This is a genomic window from Methylocapsa sp. S129 (genome assembly GCF_009765995.1).
Taxonomy (GTDB): Bacteria; Pseudomonadota; Alphaproteobacteria; order Rhizobiales; family Beijerinckiaceae; genus Roseiarcus.
This window is the reverse complement of sequence record NZ_LMUI01000011.1, coordinates 415,111-435,925: the sequence shown is the minus strand read 5'-3', so window position 1 is coordinate 435,925 and position 20,815 is coordinate 415,111. Positions and strand designations below refer to the sequence as shown.

The 20,815-nt window shown below is 60.2% G+C and carries 18 protein-coding genes; 8 read left to right on the top strand and 10 right to left on the bottom strand.

The window, feature by feature from the left end; genetic code table 11:
- Positions 1-286: 286 nt before the first annotated feature.
- Positions 287-1,087, top strand: a complete 801-nt coding sequence (locus GSQ90_RS04485; RefSeq protein ID WP_158813601.1) for an ABC transporter permease — start codon at positions 287-289, stop codon at positions 1,085-1,087.
- A 51-nt stretch (positions 1,088-1,138) separates the two neighbouring features.
- Here GSQ90_RS04485 and GSQ90_RS04480 read toward each other — a convergent pair whose 3' ends face one another.
- The 5 genes from GSQ90_RS04480 to GSQ90_RS04460 form a co-directional block, all read right to left on the bottom strand.
- Positions 1,139-1,888: a bifunctional 2-polyprenyl-6-hydroxyphenol methylase/3-demethylubiquinol 3-O-methyltransferase UbiG gene (locus GSQ90_RS04480; protein ID WP_158813600.1), complete on the bottom strand. Its 750-nt coding sequence runs from the start codon at positions 1,886-1,888 to the stop codon at positions 1,139-1,141.
- A gap of 202 nt (positions 1,889-2,090) precedes the next feature.
- Positions 2,091-2,846: a methyltransferase domain-containing protein gene (locus GSQ90_RS04475; protein WP_158813599.1), complete on the bottom strand. Its 756-nt coding sequence runs from the start codon at positions 2,844-2,846 to the stop codon at positions 2,091-2,093.
- 115 nt (positions 2,847-2,961) lie between these two features.
- Positions 2,962-6,567 carry a glycosyltransferase gene (locus GSQ90_RS04470; protein WP_158813598.1) on the bottom strand — a complete coding sequence of 1,202 codons (3,606 nt, stop codon included), beginning with the start codon at positions 6,565-6,567 and terminating at the stop codon, positions 2,962-2,964.
- 118 nt (positions 6,568-6,685) lie between these two features.
- A complete protein-coding gene (locus GSQ90_RS04465) occupies positions 6,686-8,992 on the bottom strand; it encodes a hypothetical protein (RefSeq protein ID WP_158813597.1) in 2,307 nt (768 codons plus the stop codon).
- A 96-nt stretch (positions 8,993-9,088) separates the two neighbouring features.
- Positions 9,089-11,059, bottom strand: a complete 1,971-nt coding sequence (locus tag GSQ90_RS04460; RefSeq protein WP_158813596.1) for a glycosyltransferase family 2 protein — start codon at positions 11,057-11,059, stop codon at positions 9,089-9,091.
- A 155-nt stretch (positions 11,060-11,214) separates the two neighbouring features.
- Between GSQ90_RS04460 and rfbB the strand changes: the two genes are divergently transcribed.
- The 4 genes from rfbB to rfbA are packed head-to-tail and all read left to right on the top strand — an operon-like array spanning position 11,215 to position 14,690.
- Entirely contained in the window at positions 11,215-12,291 is a 1,077-nt protein-coding gene (gene rfbB, locus GSQ90_RS04455) for a dTDP-glucose 4,6-dehydratase (RefSeq protein WP_158813595.1), read from the top strand.
- Between the two features lie 50 nt (positions 12,292-12,341).
- Positions 12,342-12,896 (top strand): dTDP-4-dehydrorhamnose 3,5-epimerase, encoded by a 555-nt coding sequence (rfbC, locus tag GSQ90_RS04450; protein ID WP_158813594.1) that lies wholly within the window; start codon positions 12,342-12,344, stop codon positions 12,894-12,896.
- A 13-nt stretch (positions 12,897-12,909) separates the two neighbouring features.
- Complete coding sequence (gene rfbD / locus GSQ90_RS04445; protein ID WP_158813593.1) at positions 12,910-13,815, top strand: dTDP-4-dehydrorhamnose reductase; 906 nt, start codon at positions 12,910-12,912, stop codon at positions 13,813-13,815.
- Positions 13,815-14,690 (top strand): glucose-1-phosphate thymidylyltransferase RfbA, encoded by an 876-nt coding sequence (gene rfbA / locus GSQ90_RS04440; RefSeq protein WP_158813592.1) that lies wholly within the window; start codon positions 13,815-13,817, stop codon positions 14,688-14,690. The genes rfbD and rfbA overlap by 1 nt, the downstream gene beginning before the upstream one ends.
- A gap of 86 nt (positions 14,691-14,776) precedes the next feature.
- Here the strand turns inward: rfbA and GSQ90_RS04435 are convergent, their stop codons facing one another.
- The 5 genes from GSQ90_RS04435 to GSQ90_RS04415 all read right to left on the bottom strand — a co-directional run bounded on the left by GSQ90_RS04435 (position 14,777) and on the right by GSQ90_RS04415 (position 19,499).
- Complete coding sequence (locus tag GSQ90_RS04435; RefSeq protein ID WP_158813591.1) at positions 14,777-16,063, bottom strand: glycosyltransferase family 1 protein; 1,287 nt, start codon at positions 16,061-16,063, stop codon at positions 14,777-14,779.
- A 106-nt stretch (positions 16,064-16,169) separates the two neighbouring features.
- On the bottom strand, positions 16,170-17,117 hold the full coding sequence (locus GSQ90_RS04430; protein ID WP_158813590.1) for a sulfotransferase domain-containing protein: 948 nt from the start codon (positions 17,115-17,117) through the stop codon (positions 16,170-16,172).
- Positions 17,118-17,185: 68 nt separating this feature from the next.
- Positions 17,186-17,902, bottom strand: a complete 717-nt coding sequence (rph, locus tag GSQ90_RS04425; protein ID WP_158813589.1) for a ribonuclease PH — start codon at positions 17,900-17,902, stop codon at positions 17,186-17,188.
- 84 nt (positions 17,903-17,986) lie between these two features.
- Positions 17,987-18,769, bottom strand: a complete 783-nt coding sequence (locus GSQ90_RS04420) for an SDR family NAD(P)-dependent oxidoreductase (RefSeq protein WP_158813588.1) — start codon at positions 18,767-18,769, stop codon at positions 17,987-17,989.
- Positions 18,770-18,821: 52 nt separating this feature from the next.
- Positions 18,822-19,499, bottom strand: a complete 678-nt coding sequence (locus GSQ90_RS04415) for a YafY family protein (RefSeq protein WP_158813587.1) — start codon at positions 19,497-19,499, stop codon at positions 18,822-18,824.
- A 143-nt stretch (positions 19,500-19,642) separates the two neighbouring features.
- Here GSQ90_RS04415 and GSQ90_RS04410 point away from each other — a divergent pair, with 143 nt between their 5' ends.
- The 3 genes from GSQ90_RS04410 to GSQ90_RS04400 are packed head-to-tail and all read left to right on the top strand — an operon-like array spanning position 19,643 to position 20,799.
- Positions 19,643-20,290: a LysE family translocator gene (locus GSQ90_RS04410; protein ID WP_158813586.1), complete on the top strand. Its 648-nt coding sequence runs from the start codon at positions 19,643-19,645 to the stop codon at positions 20,288-20,290.
- Positions 20,291-20,341: 51 nt separating this feature from the next.
- The gene (locus GSQ90_RS04405; RefSeq protein WP_158813585.1) at positions 20,342-20,593 is read left to right on the top strand and encodes a DUF1272 domain-containing protein; all 252 of its coding nucleotides are present in this window, start codon (positions 20,342-20,344) and stop codon (positions 20,591-20,593) included.
- Positions 20,594-20,634: 41 nt separating this feature from the next.
- On the top strand, positions 20,635-20,799 hold the full coding sequence (locus GSQ90_RS04400; protein WP_158813584.1) for a hypothetical protein: 165 nt from the start codon (positions 20,635-20,637) through the stop codon (positions 20,797-20,799).
- Positions 20,800-20,815 lie beyond the last annotated feature (16 nt).

Sequence of the window (20,815 nt, the reverse complement as noted above, 5' to 3'; positions counted from 1 at the left end):
GCCTATAAATCCCTTCGACCATAGCACGAATTCCCCTTTTCAGAAAGAAATTGTCGCGCGCCCCCCCCCGCCGTATCGATCGCTCGGCGGCCGCCTCGCGAATCAAGCGGCGCCCCGCGACGCCGTTCAGGTCAGTACTGTTGACCTCTCGCCACACTTCGAAATGCACGTTTTTGCGCGATCCCGACAGCGTTTTGTCGACATTATCGGCTGGGATGACGACCGCGCCGCGCGCGCCACGCGCCGCGCTTGCGATGATCGGGCCTGACGCGGCGGGAGGGGTGGAATGAGCGTCATAGCGGACGGACGGTTAAGCCTCTGGGAAACGATGAAGGCACAGGGACGCATTCTCCATGCGATCATGCTGCGCGATGTGCGGACGCGTTTCTTCGGCAGCGCTTTTGGATTTCTCCTAGCGGTCGCTTGGCCGCTGTCGCATATCTTTATTCTGCTCGCGATAAACACACTGATCGGTAGGGCCGCCCCCTATGGCGACAGTGCCGCCCTATGGTTCGCGACGGGCATCGTGCCGTTCATGGCGTTCAACTACATGGCGCGTTTTACAATGATGGGCCTCGCTCTGAACCGACCGTTGCTGGCCTTTCCAGTCGTCAATGTTACCGACATCCTGTTCGCGCGAGCGATCCTAGAATTGCTCAACGCGGGCGTTGTCATCCTTACGACCATGCTGATTTTCGCGTTTCTCGGCATAGACTTTGCGCCGATTGATCTTGTGCAGGCTTGTCTCGCCATCGGGGCCTGCATGCTTTTGGGCTTCGGATTTGGCATCGTGAACGGCGTCGTCGCCGGCATTTTGCCGTTTTGGATGACCGGCTACGCGCTTTTCAGCATGTTGATGTGGATCGCTTCGGGTGTCCTATTCGTACCGGATGCGTTGCCTGACGTCGCGCGCTACTACTTGTCTTTCAATCCGGCGCTGCAGGGCATCGAATGGATGCGGTCAGCCTATTATGAGAGCTATGGTTCTGGCGTCCTTGACAAAGAATATATGCTCGGCTTCTCACTGATCATGCTATTTTTTGGGCTCGGCCTCGAAAGGATGCTGCGAGGCCGCATCATGCAATGACGGCGGAAAGATCGCCGCCCGCAAGCGAACTCACTAGCGCCGCTGCGGAGGTCATTGAGCCTGAAGCTTGATGTAAAATTCCGCCTCGTTTTGGTACGGACCATGGCATTCAATCAGGTTCAGCGATGTAAGCCCGAGACGCCGAAGCTCCGCCATCGCCGACCTAAAGCTGTCAGCAGTCCAAACCCAACAATGGCAATCGACGTAATCCCTCAGGGATCTCTTTGCTAGGGAAAGGGCTTGTGCCTCCGTGTAGTAATAATCAACCGATCCAACCTCGCAATCCCTTGCCCATGCGAAGGCCGCCTCGAACCTAATCGCGTTGCGGAATCCGTCATATACTGACGCAGGATTCGGGCGTTGTCGATTTTCGAGAAACGCTTCGATGACATCACTGATCTTACTCGCGACCCTTAACCGATCGAAACAGTAGCGGTAGTCAGGGGTGGCAAGACTAATTATTCCGCTTGGGGTTAGCCAATTCGCGAGCTTATGCAACCATCCCAATATATCAGGAACGTGCTCCGCGACATGCGACGCAACGATATAATCAAACTTCCTCCCAAGATCATCCATCATCGGTGATTTTATGATGTAATCTATGTGGGGGATGTTGTTGACATTGACATTCGGGTCGCTTGCTGACTGCGCCATGAGAAAATCTCTGTCGGCATAATCAGCATAGAATATCTGGCGGCGACCGTCTCTTCCTACCAATGGTTTATCCAGAGGCCCTATCTCAAGTCCTACCATTTTGTCGATGTCGATGCCCGCGAAGATACGATCGTTGCGAGTGCTCATTCTAATCCCGTTCGTTTTGATTCGCGTTGATCAATCGACTGGACGCCCTGGGCACCCCAGCGGGGTGAAATGATCTCGTCTTGTACGTATCTTGAGTCGGCGCCACCGGATCATCGCAGCCAAGTGGGCTGACAGCCATTGGGTGATGAGATCGTGGAAATATCGAGGGTCGTTTGAAGACGCAGTCAACGGCGCTCCGCGGTCATTTTTTCAAGACAAAGCAAAACTCATTTCCACGCGTCGGATGGGACCAATATTCGGTATAAACTGATAAGCTATTGACGATTGTATCGACCATATTCTTGAAGCTTTCGTAGGTCCAAGTGTGATAATGAATTGGGAAACGTTCCTCCCAATTTTTGATCCAAGTCTCCTCGTATTGGTCCTCAGGCGTTGTAAACGCGTCGCGATAAAATTCCTGAAAGTGAGCCTTATCTCTCTCGCGAGACGGGGCATAGAAATCCAACAACAGGTGGTCCAGCGTCGTTAGTGCCCGATGCCGATCAAACGTCTCTTTCATGTCTGGAACCATCAGCAACAGGTGGCCCCCGGGTCGCAGTTTGGAGGCAGCGCGGACTATGGCGCCGACCGGATCGGGCACGTGCTCGATAACATGCGCGGACGCCATGAAATCCAAATTGCTTGGCACCGCGCCAAGATCCTCGATACTTGCAAGTATCGTCGGCTTGATCATATCCGCGGCGGATTGACCGGGATAAAGACGCGCGAGCAGCTCTTCGTAGGTGAGTGTGTCGCCGTATGTCACGACGCAATCGGCTGGTATCGGCAATGGATTGCTTGCAGCTCCAAATTCGACGCCAGCTCCATGAAGGAATGAGGCCCCAATCTCACGCAATTGTAATGAATTTTCAGCGACAAGACTCCTGGGATCGTCGATGCTCCACCTTCTGGACGCGGGGCGTCCCGACGGAATGGTCGAGAGTTCGGCGTCGCTCACCCTCTCGATGTCGTCTGGCCAAACAAAGCCGTTCTCGCCACACCACCTCGCGTCGAGTATCCAATGCCGGAAGCCGTTCGCTACGTAGAAAACCCGGTTCGCGTATATGGGGCCATCACTTTGACACAACCTTCCACGCTTGTTGCTCATTACGTCCATTGACTCCCCGCAGAATTGCTGAGGCGATCGCCTCGCACGAGCGATCCCAATCATTGTAATGTCCAGATATTGTTCGGACGCCTTGCGCCATGATCTTTTCGAGGCGCTTCGGATCGTCCAGAGACCCTTCAAGGGTATCGGCGATAGCGGATTTGGTCAAATTGAAAAGAACGCAGTTTTCCTGATCCTTCAGCAGCCATTGCGTGTGCTGATTGTAGTTGGTCAGGACAAGCGCGCCGCAGGCCATCAACTCGAAAGGAAGATAGGATGGATGGCTTGTCGCCATGGCGACGATGCCCGCGTCAACGGATCGATAGAGATCACCCGTTTGCCGGTAGGGCAGCAACCCCATGTGTTCTACTATTCCGTTCAAGCCATACTCTTTCGGATCCCACTCCGCGCCTGCGGTTATGATCCGCAGTCTATCCTTCATCCGCCGCTTGAGTTCGATGAGACCTTCTGCCACGACTTCGAAGCAGTTCCTCGGATGCGCTGGACGCGCATAGTTGAACAAAATGAATGGTTCTTTCGGGTCACGGGGAACGCGACCTCGTGGATGGAAGACCGAATTGTCGACCGCCGGAAGGAAATGATCCGCCGTCCCACCCTGCTGTTCATAGAGTTGCTGAAGCGGATAGGTGTTGCAAATTCCGTGAAAGCCGAAGCGATAAGTTGCTTCAGCGAGACTGTAAGTACTGCCCGCCGGATAAAATAACGGTTCGTAATCTTGAACGAAGTAGAAACGGTGTTTGACGTTTTTCAAACGGATTATCGCGTACGCGGTCACCCAGAGTGTGGCGACGGCCGCATCTGCATCGACGAAATCACTCGGTATTTTGACATCTCGGATCACCTTTATGTCGCATGAAGCTGCGAGTTCAGGGAAAGCGCGCGAAATCGTCAGTCGAAGTATCTCAGAGTCTTGCGCCCCGATCGCGACGATTATTGTGCGCATGCCATGCCGGCTGCGCATGTAATCCGCAGCACGAAGGATCGTGTGGATTCCACCGTAGAACGCGACATCGAAGTTCGGCACGAACCAAGCTATTGATCGAATAGGGCCCCGCGCTTCCTCCTCCTCTTTGACCTTCTCGAAAGCATCAGCAGGTGCATCGTAATTGGCTGCCGAAAATCTAGCATCCGCGAAGAAATCGACTTGATGAGGAGGTGTCACCGGTCGCAAAGTAGGTCGCCCCGTACCTTCAATGATCAACCCCGGATGGAAGAAGGGGTCTCCAGTCGGGAAAAACTGCGAAAAGAGCGGCGACGATCCGAGGTTCTGATCCACGGATCGCGCGAAGACACTTTGCGCGCTGCTCGTAGCTCTCGCATATGTGTTCAACATGACGCGGCCGACCGACTGACCAGATATTTTGATGCCAAGATCAAGGTCATAACGCTGCCAGGCTGGATCGCTTGAAAATCCGCCGGTCGCAACCCACGCACTACGTCTTACGGCCATCAAGGACCCGGATACTGCAAGATGGTTTCGGCAACACCACGCCGCCGCGTAAACTCCTCCGTGATTTACGGTCTCGCCGTGGAAGACAGGCGCCGGCCGCCCGCCGGGAAATACCCATCCGCCTTCGAATAGCTTTCCTGCCGAATTTTCCAATCTGCCACCGACAGCGGCGAGGGCGTCGCTTTGCAGAGGACCAACTAATTCCGTAATCCACTGGCCGTTTGGCTTACAGTTCGCGTCGAGAAGTACAACAACGTTCGCCGTGGATTCGGTTACTGCTCGATTGGCTGCTTGTTGGAAATCGCGCGCGCTGATGCTCAAATACTTGACAATTACTTTACCGTTTGACTCGGCCTTGGCCGCTCGAGCCGCAGTCCAGCCATCGCCTTTGGCGGCGGCTCCATCGCCAATCACAAGAATTAGAATGCTCGGCTTGTAATCGACGTTCCAGTTAACCTGGATGACGCTCTCCGCGGCGAAAGTCGCGACCGCCCCGCTCCACCCATTACTTTCCAGATAGCGCGTTACAGCGCGCAATTGAGCCGCGGCGGCCCAAGGCTTCGCCCCCAAACCAGATGCGACGGACGTTGCAATAATTCGCCAGTGATAGAGCGGACGGTGTACCGCCCGGACTTTCGTACTCGAATTGATAAACCGCAGAAAAAGGTCCCAATCCTGGGCGCCATCCGTCGACGGATCCCAGCCGCCGATCTCGCGTACACGCGACGTTCGCATGACATTGAAGTGAGTTAAGTAATTGACGCTCAGCATAAACTCGGGCGACCAAGCCGGTTTGAAGAGCGGGTTGAAGCGGTTGTTGCCGCTTTCGTCCATCGTATCCTTGTCGCTGTAGAGGAAATCGATACCGGGATCCTCATTGAGGGCGCGCGCCATTTCGAAAAGAGCATTGGGCGACAAGGTGTCGTCATGATCGAGAAGCCCGATATATTCGCCTTCGACAAGCTGTAGTGCGGCATTTGAGTTTCCTGAAATGCCAGAATTTTCTTTCAAGATGTCGAGTTTGATCCGAGGATCAGTTTCAGCTTCAGCTTCCAGATATCGTGTCAGTTCTTCGTCTTCAAACCACGCCAATGCCAGACATAGCTGCCAATGTGGATAAGTTTGGTTCTTGACGGAATCGACCAACGCACAAATCAGGCTGACCGGAACTTTGTAGACAGGGACGACGAGGCTGATGACTGGCTTCCACTTGAACATCAAAGCCTGACGTCGTTGTGCTGTACAGATACCCTCGCCGGGGTCATTCAATCTGCACCAGTCCAAATAGCTAGTTAAGTGGATAGAGGCAGGGGGCGCCGCCGGTACGCGCGACGGACGAGCGATATTGCTCCTAGCGCTGACAATCGGGTTTTCTTCGTGCGCCGCGACACCCCTGCTACGCCCTTCTGCTGCGCCATATCGTAAGTAATGACCAAGCGCGGTCAGCGACTTTGAAGCCGCCACGTCCTGATTCGCTTTTAGATATTCAGCGGTGTTCAAATACGGCGACGGGTTTCGTCCCTCGTAGGCGCCGATCAGACGATAGTGCAGGAGTGGATTCACGCACTGAGCGGCAACATCCGGATACGTATCTAAATACCATTCCGAATCGAATAGTGGGTTCGGATTCAATCCGCTATTCGCTCCCGACTCCAGGTAATGAGTAAGCGGTTCAATATTGATCGCTTCGATATCTGGAAAGGTCGTTCGGTAAAACGCCGACATAAAAAGAGGATGAGGGTCCATTCCTGCATAACGGCCCTTCGTCAGATAGTGCAAAAGAGGATTTTCCACCGCCTCCGGTGCTTGCGCAGTGTACCAACTTGCGGCGAACAACGGATGCGGATCGCGGCCCTCCTTGGCGCCATGCAGGATATAGTGCACCAGCGGGTTTGCGCCTGACGCGGCGACATCCGGATTTTGTTCGAGATAAAATTTCGTGTCGAACAGAGGATGCGGGTTGCGCCCTTCGCGCGCGCCACGTTCGAGATAATGGCGCGCGACGTCGACCGGCGTGTCGCGAAGGTCCGAAGAGTTTTGACGATACCAAACCGGGTCCAGCAGCGGCGAGTTGTGAAGAATATTGGTCGCTTCGGCCAACCGGCGAGCGCCCTTCGATTTCCCCGTAAAAGACAAGTTTCGCAAAATAGGCATGGTACTCCTATCGATTGCTCAATCTGAGCCAATGGCACAGAAAATAAGGCGAGCGCAAGGCCGTTCAGGCGGGCCGGACAGGGAGCCTGCCTTCGTGCCGTCCGTGGCGGAGATAATGAACGAGCGGATTGGTGTCTTTGTTGCGGACATCGGCGTTGGACTCAAGATAAAAATCGGTTTGGAAATCGGGGCCCGGGTCGCGGCCTTCCCGATAGCCATGCGTGAGATAATGGAGAACGGGATTCTCGCCCGAACGGCGCACATCCTCGTAGCGCTCCAGATACCAATGCGTATTGAAAAGCGGATTGGGCCGATAGCCGCGCAAATAGCCGTCTTCGAGATAATGGGCGGCTGGCGAGCGGCCGCTATCGGCGACATCCTTATATTCGCTCTTGTACCAATCGGCATCGAACAGGCCGCTGGTGATGAGTTTGCGCTCCAACTGTCGCAGGCTGTTCTTCCGCGGCAGGATAGCGCCCCAATCGCCTTGGCCTCGCTGATTCGCCTTTAACTTTGCGTGGGCGGCTTCGGCGTCGACGAGCTGGCCACGCAAAGTGCGAATTTGCGCTTCGAGGCCTTCTCTGGCCGCTTCGCTCGATGCCCGAAGCCCCTGCTCCCGCCGCTCGGCGTCCAGCAAGGCCGCGCGCGCCGCTTCGATTTCGGCATGGCGCGCGGCGAGGGTGGCGGTCAGCGCTTGTTCGCGCTGTTGGCCCGCCGCGCCATCGGCCGCCAAAGTCGCCTCAAGCGCGGCGCGCCGTGTTTTCTTTTCCGTCAGTAGCGCCTCGGCAGCGGCAAGATCCGCGCGAGCTGCGCCAAGTTCAGCCTCCAGTTTCGCCCGCGCCGCCAAGACCTCGTTCAGCGCCCGCTCGCGGTCCTGGCTCGCCGTGGCGCTGGCTTGCGCCTCCGCCTCAAGCGCGGCCAGCTTCGTCTCGCTCTGCGCCAAACGTTCCGCCACGGCTGCATGCTCCGCGCGCGCCGCCTCAAATTCGCTGTCGCGCGCCGCCAGACCCTCGTTCAACGCCCGCTCGCGCTGTTGGCTCGCGGCGGCATAGGCTTGCGCCTCCGCTTCATGCGCGGCCAGCTTCGCCTCGCTCCGCGCCAAACGTTCCGCCACGGCTGCATGCTCCGCTCGCACTGCCTCAAGTTCGCCGTCGCGCGCCGCCAGACTCTCGTTCAACTCCCGCTCGCGCTGTTGACTCGCGGCGGCATGGGCTTGCGCCTCCGCCTCAAGCGCCGCCAGCTTCGCCTCGCTCCGCGCCGAACGCTCCGTAGCGGCGGCGTGCTCCGCGCGCACCGCCTCAAGTTCGCCGTCGCGGGCCGCCAGCGCTTCGCTCTGCGTCTGTTCATGCAGATGACTGGCCGTCGCTCTGGCCTGCAAAGCCGCCACAAGCTCCGCGCGCACGGCCAGCGCGTCGGCCAACGCCTGCTCGCGCTCTCGACTGGCCGCGCCAAGCTGGCGCTGGGCGTGCTCGAACGGCTGCAGCAATTGCTGGAAGGCGACGAATTGATTGACGAAACGGTCGATCTCGCCGCGTCGCGAAGAATCTTTGCGTAAGGCGGAGGCCAGATTGTGGAACGAGCGCACGAGCGGTTGCCGGGCGATTCCAAGCCGCTCCTCGGTATGGCGCAGGTCGCGATTGACGATCGACGAGACGGCGACGCCGAGGTCCGCTTCCGACTGGTCCCATTCGATATGCAGAAAATACATCAGACCGTGGAGATTGTCCGAATAATTCTCGAACCATTCCTCATAATCGACCACGCAGACATCGTGATGGGGAATGTAGCGGAAGCAATCGACGAGATAATTGAGCGCGCGATATTCGCCGGCGGCGGGGTCGAGGCCGTCGCGCCGCTGCAGGGAGCGGGCGATCTGGCTGGGCGCCCGCAGGCACAGGATGAATTTGGGCGCGAGGTTCAAATTCCTGAAAATCTGTAGCCAGAGCGGCAGCAGACGCGCCGTGCGCGGGTCCTTGAAGCCGAAAAGAGCGTTGGTTTTCATCTTTTCGGTGAGAAAATTCTCGATTCTGGCCTGGACGTCGCGCACCTTCGGCTCGGCCCACCAGGCGCCGGGGAGCGGGAAATCGTGCTGGTGCGTCGAATAGCCGCGGTCCAGCAAATTCAGGATCTCGTCCTGGAACGCGACGATTTCCCAGCGCTCCCAATGGCCCGCATCGTTGCCGAGATTGACGCCAACCTCATCCGCCATATCGACGCCAAGCATGCTCAGGATATGCGAACAAAGCGACGTGCCGCTGCGATGCATGCCGAGCACCACGACGATCGGCCGCGGCGCGTCGCCTGATGTCAGCGCGCCGCCTTTCCCGCTCTTGACGGCGACCGCATTGCCGGCCGACGGGGTCGCGTCCACGCTGCTTTTCGCCTTTCTCGCCATGATCGGGACAAACCGCCAGTGACGCGACGCGCGTCGCGCATTTCAGCAGACCCCCGTCTCGCCCATCGCCGCTTATCCCAATGCGGGGTGCAGGACGTCAAGGGAGAGGCCGGGATGGAAGTATGGATCGTCGCGCAGGACGGCGAGCCAGCGGGCGCGAAAGTAGTCATGCTGCGCCCCATAGCGCTCGTCGGGCCGCACGCTGGCGCCGCGCGAGGCCGATTCGCGGTGGATGAGCTGCGCCGCCGGCGCGCATAAAGTCTTCCAGCCGCGTTCGTTGAGGCGCAGGCAGAGATCGACATCATTGAGTTCGACAGGCAGGTTGACCTCGTCGAAGCCGCCCACGGCGAAGAATTTCTTCGCCTCGACCGCTAGGCACGCCGCCGTCACCGCGCAAACCGGGTGCGGCATATTGAGGCGCCCGAAATAGCCGGGATCGGAAGCCGCGATTCCGCGCTCGAAATGGCCGGCGCGGCCGTCGATCCCCAAAACCACGCCGGCGTGCTGGACGCGCCCGTTGGGGTAAAGGAGCTTGGCCCCGACGGCGCCGACGTCGGAATGGGCCGTGAAGGCAAGCAGAATGTCGAGCCATGTCTCGTCGATGATCTCGGTGTCGTTGTTGAGGAAGACGAGAACGGGGGCGCGCGCCGCCGCGGCGCCCTGATTGCAAAGTCGCGAAAAATTGAACGGGCCCGGCATGTGTAATATGCGAAACCTTGCGTCGCGCGCCAGATCGGCGAGATAGGCCTTGGTGTCGTCGCGCGCGCTGTCATTGTCGACGACGAGGACTTCCGCGCCGCCAAGCCGGGTCGCCGATTTCAGCCCCTCGATGCAGCGCGCAAACAGATCAAGCCGGTCCCGCGTCGCGACGATGATCGAGGCGCGCGGGGCGCCGCTGGGGCTCTCAAGGGGAGTCTCGCGGGTTTCGGCTGGCGTGTTTGCAGCGCACGGCTCGGCGCAAGCGCGCGTGCGCAGCACCCGGCGAACGTGACGGACCGCGCCAGGGTTGCAAGCCAGCGCGCCGGACAGGACCCCCGCCTCCGCGCTTTTTCTCGCCGTCCTCACCTTGACCATGCATGGCGCGCCAATCGCGCTGGAGGCCAAAAAAGGCATTGGACTCCAATCGGACTTGAGGCAGGGCGCGGCGCGCCTGCCGCGCCCGTCGATCGAATCTTCGTCACCATAAAAAACGTCGATTTCCGGATGATCGCCAGCCGCCCGCGCCAGCGCCGTCAAGGCGTAATCGGGAACGAGGTCGCCCGGCGCGAGCGTCGCGACGAAATCGTCATCCCTGAGATCGCCAAGCGTCGAGGCGCCCGGCGCGACAAACAAAAGGCGATGAACGTCCCTGTTCGCGTTAGCGAAATCGGCGGCCTCAGCGCCAACGACAGCGAGCGACCAATGCGGATAGGGCTGGGCTGACAATTGGGCCAGTAGCGCGAGGACGCCGGGCTTGGCCGCCGCGCTGAACGGCGCGACGAATCTTATATGCGGCTTTCGCCCCGCGCTCGGCCCCTGCCGGTCGAAGCCGCCAGGATCGAACGGCCGCGTGCGCGCCCTGAGCCAGCGGTCATAATGTCGCAGCGGCGTCGCGCCGAGGGTCCGCTTCACCTGCAACTGGGCGAGATGACGCATGCCGATCACGCGCGCCCACAGGCATACCCAGGCACGGCCCGGCTCCCGCCAGAAAACGCGCCAAAGCAGGCGCGCGCGCGTCTCGACGCGCAGCTTCTCGATCGCGAAGGCGAAGGGCCCGGGCTGGTTGGTCGGCGAAATCCAGATCGCCGTCGTCCCCTCGGGAATTCGGCCGAGCCAGATCGCGCGCCCAAACAGCGCCGCGGGCAGGATTTCATCGGTATGAGAATCGCCGACGAAGCACCGCAGGACAGGGCGCGCGAGCGGCTCGAGCAGGCCCGAAACATAGGTCAACCTGACCCATCGGCCGGCAAGACGGCTGGCGTCGACGCTGAGGCGCAACCACGGACAATTATCGGTCGCCACCATGACGCCGTTCTGGAGTTCGACGCCTTCAGCAATCGTCAAAAGCAAATTGATTCCTCATCGCCTCATCAACGGCTTAGCGCGTCTTCTCGGTCCGAGCCAGCCTGGCCGACCGCGCTCGGACGACCGGCCATATTGCCAATTGCGCATCGCGCAGATAGGAATCCGAGCCTGATGCGAGATCGCAAGGGCACGGGATGATTGAACAAAAGGCGCCGAGACGAATCCTTGTGACGGGAGGCGCCGGGTTTATTGGGTCCGCGGTCGTTCGCCGCGTTATTGGCGAAACGACGCATGCGGTTTGTGTTTACGACAAGCTGACCTATGCAGGCAATCTTGCCTCGCTGGCGCCCGTTGCGCGGGACCCGCGCTTCCAGTTCGTCAAAGGCGACATATGCGACGCTGCCTCGGTCGCCGCGGCGTTCCGCCAGTTCCGGCCGGACGTGGTGATGCATCTGGCGGCCGAGAGTCATGTCGACCGCTCCATCGAAGGCCCCGGCGCTTTCATCCACACCAATGTCGTGGGCACCTATGTGATGCTCAGCGCGGCGCATGATTATTGGCGTGGGCTGGGCGGATCGGAGCGCGACAATTTCCGTTTCCACCACATTTCGACCGATGAGGTCTTTGGCTCGCTCGGCGCGGAGGGCTTCTTTCGCGAGGACACGCCTTATGCGCCGAACTCGCCCTATTCGGCGTCAAAGGCCGGCTCGGATCATCTCGTGCGCGCTTGGCGCCATACCTACGGATTGCCGACAGTCGCGACCAATTGCTCCAACAATTATGGTCCCTACCATTTCCCCGAAAAGCTGATCCCCCTGATGATCCTGAATGCGCTGGAGCGCAGGCCCTTGCCCGTATACGGCAGCGGCGAAAATGTGCGCGACTGGCTGTTCGTCGACGACCATGTCGAGGCGCTGCTCCGCGTGATCGAAAGAGGCGGCGTCGGCGAATGCTACAATATCGGCGGCGTCAACGAGCGGCGCAACATCGATGTGGTGAACACGATTTGCGATCTTGTCGATGAAATGGCTTTCGAAGCAGGCCAGAAACCGCGGCGGGATCTCATTGCCTATGTCGACGACCGCCCCGGCCATGACCTGCGCTACGCCATCGATTGCTCCAAGATACAGGCGGAGTTGAATTGGCGCCCGCGGGAAACTTTTGAATCCGGTCTGCGCAAGACCGTGCGCTGGTATCTCGACAACCGGCCGTGGTGGCAGGCGATCCGCGCCGGCGCCTACCAGGGTCAGCGCCTGGGAATCGCAGTCTAAGCGCGCCGCGCCGATCTTCTTGCCCGCCCTGCCGTTTGAAGAGGTTGACGATGATTGTCGAAGAGACGGCGTTGGCCGGCGTTAAAGTCATTACCCCGCGCAAACTGGGCGACCATCGCGGCTTCTTCTCTGAAACCTATAATCGGCAGGCCTTCGCCGCGGCGGGCGTTCCCGTGGAATTCGTGCAGGACAACCAATCCTTGTCCGCGCAGCCCGGCACGATCCGCGGATTGCATTTTCAAACCCCGCCCTTCGCCCAGGACAAGCTTGTGCGCGTCGTGCGCGGCGCGATTTTCGACGTCGCAGTTGATTTGCGCGCTTCCTCGCCGACCTTCGGCCAATATGTCTCTGTCGAGCTTTCCGCGGCCAATTGGCGGCAGCTTCTCATTCCGATCGGCTTCGCGCACGGGTTTTGCACCCTCGAGCCCGATACCGAAGTTGTCTACAAGGTCACGAATTATTATTCGGCGGCCCATGACAAGGGCCTGGCCTGGGACGACGAGGCCTTGGGCATCGCATGGCCGACGCCCAAGGAGCGCGCCATCCTCTCCGAAAAGGACCGCAAGCATCCTCTGCTGCGCGATCTGGCGGCGGCTTTCGAATGACAGGCGGCAAGACATGAGGCTTGTCGTCACCGGCCGTGAGGGCCAACTCGCCCAATCCCTGATCGAGCGTGGCCGCAGCGCCGGCGTTGAGATCATTTGCATTGCGCGCCCCGAGGTCGATCTTCTCGAACCTGACGTTGTGGCGCGCGCGATCGAGGCCGCCCGGGGCGACGTCGTCATCAACGCCGCTGCTTATACCGCGGTGGACAAAGCCGAGTCCGAACCTGAACTCGCCATGCGCGTCAACGGCGACGGCGCGCGGGCGGTCGCGGCCGCCGCGGCGAAGACGGGCCGCCCTGTCGTGCAGATTTCGACCGATTATGTCTTCGACGGCAGGCTTGATCGGCCTTATCGCGAAGAGGATCCCGTCGCTCCAACAAGCGCCTATGGGCGCTCAAAGCTCGCGGGCGAATATGCGGCTGCTGCGGCGAATCCGCGCTGCGCGATCGCGCGCACCGCTTGGGTTTACAGCCCCTTCGGAAATAATTTCGTCAAGACCATGCTGCGCCTTGGACTGACGCGCGATGAGATCAGTGTCGTCGCGGACCAATGGGGCGCCCCGACAAGCGCGCTCGACATCGCTGACGCCCTGATCGCGATGTCGCGCCGCCTCGTCGCCGAGCCTGGAAATGAGAGCCTTTTTGGCGCCTTTCACGTGACAGGATTGACCTACGCGACCTGGGCGGAGTTCGCCGCGGCCATTTTCTCGGCGGCCGCGGCGTTGGGGCGTCCGCTCGTCAAGGTGATCCCGATCTCAACCGCGCAATACCCAACGCCGGCGGCGCGGCCGGCCAATTCCCGGCTGGACGTCGGTAAGCTGCATCGCGTCTTCGGTCTCGCTTTGCCAGAATGGCGCGGCGCGACGCAAGACTGCGTCCAGCGATTGGTACGCGCGTCGGAAACCGAAAGGCGAAAGTGATGAAGGGCATTGTTCTGGCCGGCGGCAGCGGTACGCGCCTGCATCCGATGACGAATGTCATCTCCAAGCAGCTTTTGCCAATCTATGACAAGCCGATGATCTATTATCCGCTGACCACATTGATGCTGGCCGGCGCGCGCGAAATTCTCCTTATCTCGACGCCCGCCGATCTGCCGCTATTCCAGCGCTTGCTGGGCGACGGGTCCCAATGGGGCATTTCGCTGTCCTACGCCGAACAACCGCGGCCGGATGGGCTGGCCCAAGCCTATATCATCGGCGCCGAATTTATCGCCGGCCAGCCATCGGTTCTGGTGCTCGGCGACAATATCTTTTACGGCCACGGCCTATCCGAGCTTCTGCACGCCGCGGGCGCGCGGCGGAGCGGGGCTAGCATTTTCGCTTATCATGTGCCCGATCCCGGGCGCTACGGCGTTGTGGCGTTCGACGCGGCTGGTCGCGCGACTTCCATTGAAGAAAAGCCGGAAACGCCGCAATCGCATTGGGCCATTACAGGGCTCTATTTCTATGATGGACAAGCGCCCGAGATCGCCGCGGGGCTAAAGCCTTCGGCGCGCGGCGAATTGGAAATCACCGATCTGAACCGCGTCTATCTCGAGCGCGGACAATTGAGCGTCGAGCGCCTCGGCCGCGGTTATGCGTGGCTCGACACGGGCACGCCTGATTCGTTGCTGGAGGCGGCCGAATTCGTGCGCACCATGGAGAAGCGGCAGGGATTCCGCATCGCTTCTCCCGAGGAAGTCGCCCGCGGATTTGGCTGGATATCGAGCGCGCAACTTGAAGATCTCGGGAAAAAACTCGGCAAGAGCGCTTATGGGCAATATTTGCTCTCCCTGGCGCGCGAGAGCGAACCTTAGAGGCTTTGGCGCGGGAAACGATTTCGCCACCTTTGGTCGCAGAACGGCCTAAGGAGACGCGCTGTGATTCTCTCAAGGCCATGCGTCTACAAAGAATTGACAAATTCATCGATCGCACGAAAAAAGCGATCCGGGACGGCGGATGCGTCGCCGCTTGACCCAGCGCCAAAAGGTCGAGACCGTTGTTGCGCGGCCAATTCAATCGCCCTCATCCATCCCTCACCGTCGATCGGGCTTAGACTCGTACAATGGTCGCCCGCGATCTCACGAAAAACCGGAATATCTGAGGCGATCGCCGGGGTTCCCAAGGCGAGAGCCTCGGCCAAGGGGAGGCCATACCCCTCGGCGAACGAAGGCATAAGCACAGCGCGCGCCGCCTTCATCAATCGCTTCACGCTCGGCGTAGCGAGCCCGGAAACTTCCAGCACATGATGGCGCAGCGGGGCGCATCGTTCGAGCAGGTCGATGATATTCTCATTCTCCCAACCCCGCGCGCCAACGAGGATGAGCTTGGGGGCCGCGCTTCCGTGCCGCGTGACGAGCTCCCGCCATATGTGAAGAATCATCAGATGGTTCTTGCGCGGCTCCAGCGTGCCGCATTGAACGAAAAATGGTTCGGCGGAAAGTTCGTTGTCCGGCGCCTCGTCTCGTAGAAATATCGGCGCCACGGGCAGAGGCGCGACCAAAATGGGCAAGTCGCCACGGCCGAGCTTGGCGATATGTTTCTGCAGCGCCTCTTTGACCGCCTGCGTCGAAACGATCGCGCCGGCTCCGTGCCGCGCAACATTGCGCAGGCGCCGCTGATGCGCAGCGAATTCGCCGGCGCGGAAATATTCCGGCGTCTGCAGCGGAAGCATGTCGTGAATGAAAAAGACCATCTTGACGTCGGGGCGCGCGGCCTGCCAGGCAAATGCGCCGTCGATCGCGAGTGGATATTGGCTGACATTGATGTAGCGCGCATGCGGCGGAAGGCTGCGCGCCGGGGAATTGCGGAGCGGCGCGCCGTGCCGAGCCATCCAGCTTATCGCTTTGCCGGCGAAACGCCTGGAAGGGCTGGATATCCTGGACGCAAGCGCATGTTCGCCCGCGCCCTGCTGCAACCAATGCTTGACCTGTTGGTACGAGGCGTCCTGTTCCGGATCGTCGTCCTCGCCAAAATGATTGTGTATCGCATCGATCGCATCGATCGCGCCGGCGCGCTTGATCACACGATAACCCAGAGGGCCAAGGAAAAGCATTCCATCGCCCGGCGCTTCGCGCTGATTGAGAAAATATCTCGCCAGCGCCATATCGACGCGATCGATGCCGTTCGGCGTCGCGTTGAACACGCGAGTCGCGAGCCGGGTGATGTCGTAGACGATCGGATGATCCATCAAGGCGCTTATCGACGCGAACAGGCGTTGGGCGGCTGGAAGCCGAAGATTGGCGCAACCTCAAGACTTCGGCAATGGAGCGAATCGGTCCATGGCGGCGCGACGATCATCGGACGTCGCCATTGGAGCGCCGGTCCCCCAGATGAATGCGATAAACGTCCTCCAGCCAACGCCGATCAATTTCCGCGATCGCATTCACGCGTTGAAGCTGATCCTCGCTGAAGCGCAAACGATCCGACGAATTTGCAATGGTCCTTTTCTTGATAGCGTGACGCATATGGGCGAGAATGGATCCAAAATGGAGCTTGGACGCGCCCGCCGGGCGGCGCTCCGACAGTTCCCTGTTGATCAGACGCCGCGCTTCGATCGCCGAGGCCCCAAGGGATTTCTTTTGGGCATAGCCGCCAATCTGGGATGATCGTATATCCAGCGATATCAGACCCTGTGCGAGGCGTTCTATGATGTTCTCGTTCTCGCTATAAGCAAACACCATCATATTTTCTCTTTTGAAGACCGTCTCCCACTGGGCAATCGTTTCCTTATATCGCATATAAATATTCTCTGGATGGCATATTTCGTCCACAAACTCTTGCAGCGTTAAATGCCGTCCTGATGCTATCGCCGTGGAATAGGCCGATAACGCGCGCGAAACATGGTCGCGAACGACAACAGCGATCCGGCAATCGTAGGCGGAAAAATCGGCCGCCAGTTGTCGAATGTGGCTCGCCGGAAAGCGCGAGGAAAAATGTTCGGCGCTGATGAGAATGGTGTCGGCTGAGGCTCTTTCGATCTCGCGATTGAGCGATCGGAGAACAACCTCCTTGTCTCGATGCGACGATCGCATCATGAGCTGGCTGGCGGCGTTCCCGGGGAAATAGCAAGCGGCGAGAGGCTCATGACTGTTTTTAAAGAAGCCAAAATTATGAGCGGGATACAAGACGGAATGGCGACGCAAAAGCACGCGATTGTCGGTGCAAAAGCTTTGAAATGAGGTGGTGCCGGTCTTCTCAAGGCCGATGTGGAATATGACTTTTATTTTTGATTTCTCTCTCATCCGCGCCGCTTCGCCCCGAACTTTGTGGCTTGGGTCGGCGATCGCGGCGGGGGCCGAGACGCGCGGACCTAGCCGGCCGCAGCGATCTTCTGCATCGCGACCAGTTGCGCAACGCCGCCGCGCGCCAAGGCCAGCAGGCTTAGCAATTGCGCTTCGCTGAACGGCGCCCCCTCCGCCGTGCCTTGCACTTCGACGAGGCCGCCCGACCCGGTCAGCACGAAATTGGCGTCGGTCTCGGCGGTCGAATCTTCGGCGTAATCGAGATCGAGCACGGCCTCGCCCTTGACGATGCCGCAGGAAATCGCCGCGACATGCTCGCGCATCGGATTGTCGCGAACGATCGAGCGCTGGGTCATCCATTTGAGGCAATCATTAAGCGCGATCCAGGCGCCGGTGATCGCCGCCGTCCGCGTGCCCCCATCCGCCTGGATGACGTCGCAATCGAGCGTGATCTGGCGCTCGCCCATACGCGGAAGGTCGACGACGGCGCGTAGGGATCGGCCGATCAGGCGCTGAATTTCCTGGGTTCTGCCGGAGACCTTGCCGGCGGTCGACTCGCGGCGCGTGCGTGTCGAAGTGGCGCGCGGCAGCATTGCATATTCGGCCGTCACCCAACCCTTTCCCTGACCGCGCAGCCATGGCGGCGGCTTATCTTCAAGCGAAGCGGCGCATAGCACATGCGTCTCGCCAAAACGCACCAGGCAGGATCCTTCTGCATAACGCGCAACCCCGCGCTCGAAAGTCACTTTGCGCAATTCGTCTGGCGCGCGATTGGAAGGACGCATAGGCTTTTCCTTATTGGCTACCGGTGCTCTAGCGCCGCGCGGACGCCGATGCAACCGGCGCCGCCATTGCGAGCGGACCACGCCTCAATCGGCTACCGGCGCCGTATAATTCAGCGCAAGGCGGCCGCCGTCGGGATAGATGGTCTGGCCGGTGATGTAGGACGCGTCGTCGCTCGCCAGGAACGAGGCGACGGAGGCGACCTCTTCGGGTTCGCCGGCGCGGCCGATCGGCGTGCGCGACAAGATTTTGCGCCGCCCTGCCTCGTCGCCCATCACCGCCTTTTTGGCCAGATCGGTCAGGATCGTGCCCGGTCCGATCGCAACGACGCGAATCTTATGCACGGCGAGTTCGATCGCCGCCACTTTGGTCAGTTGGTTCAACGCGCCCTTGGAACAGGCGTAGGCGGCTAGGCCGGGAATGGCGAGCAGCGCATTGACCGACGACATATTGATGATGACGCCGCCGCGCCCGCTCGCCACCATCTGGCGAGCCGCCAGTTGGGTGCCGATGAAGGCCGAGCGCAGATTGGTCGACAGAACTTTGTCGAAAATTTCGTCGCTCATTTCGAGGATCGGAGCGGTCAGCGCTACGCCGGCATTGTTGAGCATGATGTCGAGCCGGCCGAATTCATCGACTGCGCGGTTGACCAGCGTGTCGATCGCCGTGCGCTGTGTGACGTCGGTGGCGACAAAAATCGCCCGCGCGCCTTCGTCGCGCAATTGCTTGGCGGCGGCTTCGCCGAGTTCGGCGTTGATGTCGGCGAGCGCGACCGCGGCGCCATCGGCCGCCAGGCGGCGCGCGCAAGCGAGGCCGATGCCATTCGCCGCGCCTGTGACGATGGCGCATTTGCCGGCTAATCGTGTCATTCCAGTTTTCCCTTTGCTCAATGGGCCGTTCTGCCAGCCTTTGCGGCTTCGCCTATTTCCAACCGGCGACCCATTCTTTTCGCAGATTTTCGCCCTCGCCGCGAAAGAAATCGTCGATGAGCGCGCCGCTTTGCACGCGGTCTGCGCGAAAATTACGCAAAGCCTGACGCAATTCGCACCATGCGACGATATTCGCCGTGTCCGAATAGTAAATGAGCGCGAGCGGCTGGACTGTCCTTTGCGTCGCGCGGCCGAATTCGTCGCGATAATCGATTTCGAGCTTCTGCTCGTCACGGATGGCGCGCCTGACAATGGCCAGATCAATGCCCTGCGGAGAAGACGCCGCCGTCCCCCAGGCGTGCAGCGCATTGGCGCCGAGCGTCTGGCGCAGCAAGGGTGGAATCGCGGCGGCGATCTTTTGGTTGACGCGCTTTGCCGCCTGTTTGAGTTCGACGTCCCCCATTCGCTCGAGCAAGGCGAGGGCCAGCACGATCGCCTCCGTCTCCTCGATCGTGAACATCAGCGGCGGCAGATTGAAGCCCGGGCGCAGGATATAGCCGATGCCGCGCCCACCTTCGATCGGAACCCGCATCGCCTGCAGGGCGGCGATGTCGCGATAGATCGAGCGCTGGGCGACTTCCAGTTGATTGGCGATTTCAGCGGCGGTTACCGGCCTTCGCGCGAGCCGGAGGATCTGGATGATCTCGAAAAGGCGCGACGCCTTGCGCATGTCCGCCGCCTCCTCGCTCCCCGCGCGTTCCCCGCAACGCAACTGACACTACGCTGTCAGTTGGAGCTCTGTATACGCCCGCCATCCGCCTGAAAAACGGGAATCCTCCCGCGGGATCGACAAGGCGGGAACGAGCGGGCGGCATGACGTACACACAAAATCTCTGGCTTTTTTTCGTCTTTCTTTTCGGCATCATCATCGTGCCGGGCATGGATATGCTGTTCGTCATCACCAACGCCCTGACGAGCGGTCGCCGGGCGGGGCTTTCGGCGACGGGCGGCATCATGCTGGGCGGCGCCGCGCATGCGTTCATCGGCGCTCTCGGCGTCGGCCTCCTGCTAAAACTGGCGCCCACGCTGTTCACGCTCCTGCTTTTTGCCGGGGCGGCCTATATGGGCTGGATCGGCGTGACGCTGATGCGCAGCGCCATCGTCATCAGCGCCATCGGCGCGGTCGCCAACCGGTCGCTATGGGTCGCCTTCCGCCAGGGCGCCCTGACCTGCCTGCTCAATCCGAAGGCCTATCTGTTCACCCTCGCGATCTTCCCGCAGTTTATAAGGCCGCAATACGGCCCGCTTTGGTCGCAAGCGCTGGCGATGGGCGCGATGATCGTGCTGACGCAGCTTGGCGTCTATGGCGGACTGGCTTTCGCGGCCGGCGCGAGCCGCGATTTTCTCGTCTCAACGCCGCGGGCGACCCTGTTCGCCGGGCGCGCCGCCGGGCTTCTCTTCATCGTCGTCGCCGCGCTGGCGGCCTGGCATGGCTGGACCGCCGCGTCTTTTGTTGATTGAGCGGTTTTGGTAACATCAAAGGCGACAGGCGATTTTTTTGGGGGACTGCCGATGCTTGAGCTGCGTCCAGGCTGTGAATGTTGCGATCGCGATTTGCCGCCATCCAGCCCGGACGCGCGCATTTGCAGCTACGAATGCACCTTCTGCGCGGATTGCGCGCAGAAGGTCCTGCACGGCGTTTGCCCGAACTGCGGCGGCAATCTCGTCGCCCGGCCCATCCGGCCGGTGCCGATGCTGGCGCGCCATCCCGCCTCGACCAAGCGCGTCGTGAAGGCGGGCGGCTGCGGTTCGCGCGTGGCATGAAGCCCCGCAGCGCATCCGGAACGAAGGTTAAGAGGGAGAAGATGGCCGACGACGCTTTGCTGAAGGCGGCGTTGCGTTTCGCGCCTACCCGGCCGGAAGAAGTGTTCGCCTCGCTGGTCTTTGACGGGGAGCCGAAAACTCTCGAAGAGATGGAAGCGGGAATCGCCGCGGAGGCGAAGCGGCGCTATGCTCGCCATCGCCATTGAACAAGCATAATCTTTG

Excerpts from the sequence above, each read along its gene's own strand:
- GSQ90_RS04400 (WP_158813584.1), top strand. The coding sequence starts at position 20,635 with ATGGCCGACGACGCTTTGCTGAAGGCGGCGTTGCGTTTCGCGCCTACC.
- rfbA (WP_158813592.1), top strand. The coding sequence starts at position 13,815 with ATGAAGGGCATTGTTCTGGCCGGCGGCAGCGGTACGCGCCTGCATCCG.
- rfbB (WP_158813595.1), top strand. The coding sequence starts at position 11,215 with ATGATTGAACAAAAGGCGCCGAGACGAATCCTTGTGACGGGAGGCGCC.
- rph (WP_158813589.1), bottom strand. The coding sequence starts at position 17,902 with ATGCGTCCTTCCAATCGCGCGCCAGACGAATTGCGCAAAGTGACTTTC.
- GSQ90_RS04410 (WP_158813586.1), top strand. The coding sequence starts at position 19,643 with ATGACGTACACACAAAATCTCTGGCTTTTTTTCGTCTTTCTTTTCGGC.
- rfbD (WP_158813593.1), top strand. The coding sequence starts at position 12,910 with ATGAGGCTTGTCGTCACCGGCCGTGAGGGCCAACTCGCCCAATCCCTG.
- GSQ90_RS04485 (WP_158813601.1), top strand. The coding sequence starts at position 287 with ATGAGCGTCATAGCGGACGGACGGTTAAGCCTCTGGGAAACGATGAAG.
- GSQ90_RS04480 (WP_158813600.1), bottom strand. The coding sequence starts at position 1,888 with ATGAGCACTCGCAACGATCGTATCTTCGCGGGCATCGACATCGACAAA.
- rfbC (WP_158813594.1), top strand. The coding sequence starts at position 12,342 with ATGATTGTCGAAGAGACGGCGTTGGCCGGCGTTAAAGTCATTACCCCG.
- GSQ90_RS04415 (WP_158813587.1), bottom strand. The coding sequence starts at position 19,499 with ATGCGCAAGGCGTCGCGCCTTTTCGAGATCATCCAGATCCTCCGGCTC.
- GSQ90_RS04420 (WP_158813588.1), bottom strand. The coding sequence starts at position 18,769 with ATGACACGATTAGCCGGCAAATGCGCCATCGTCACAGGCGCGGCGAAT.
- GSQ90_RS04405 (WP_158813585.1), top strand. The coding sequence starts at position 20,342 with ATGCTTGAGCTGCGTCCAGGCTGTGAATGTTGCGATCGCGATTTGCCG.
- GSQ90_RS04435 (WP_158813591.1), bottom strand. The coding sequence starts at position 16,063 with ATGGATCATCCGATCGTCTACGACATCACCCGGCTCGCGACTCGCGTG.
- GSQ90_RS04430 (WP_158813590.1), bottom strand. The coding sequence starts at position 17,117 with ATGAGAGAGAAATCAAAAATAAAAGTCATATTCCACATCGGCCTTGAG.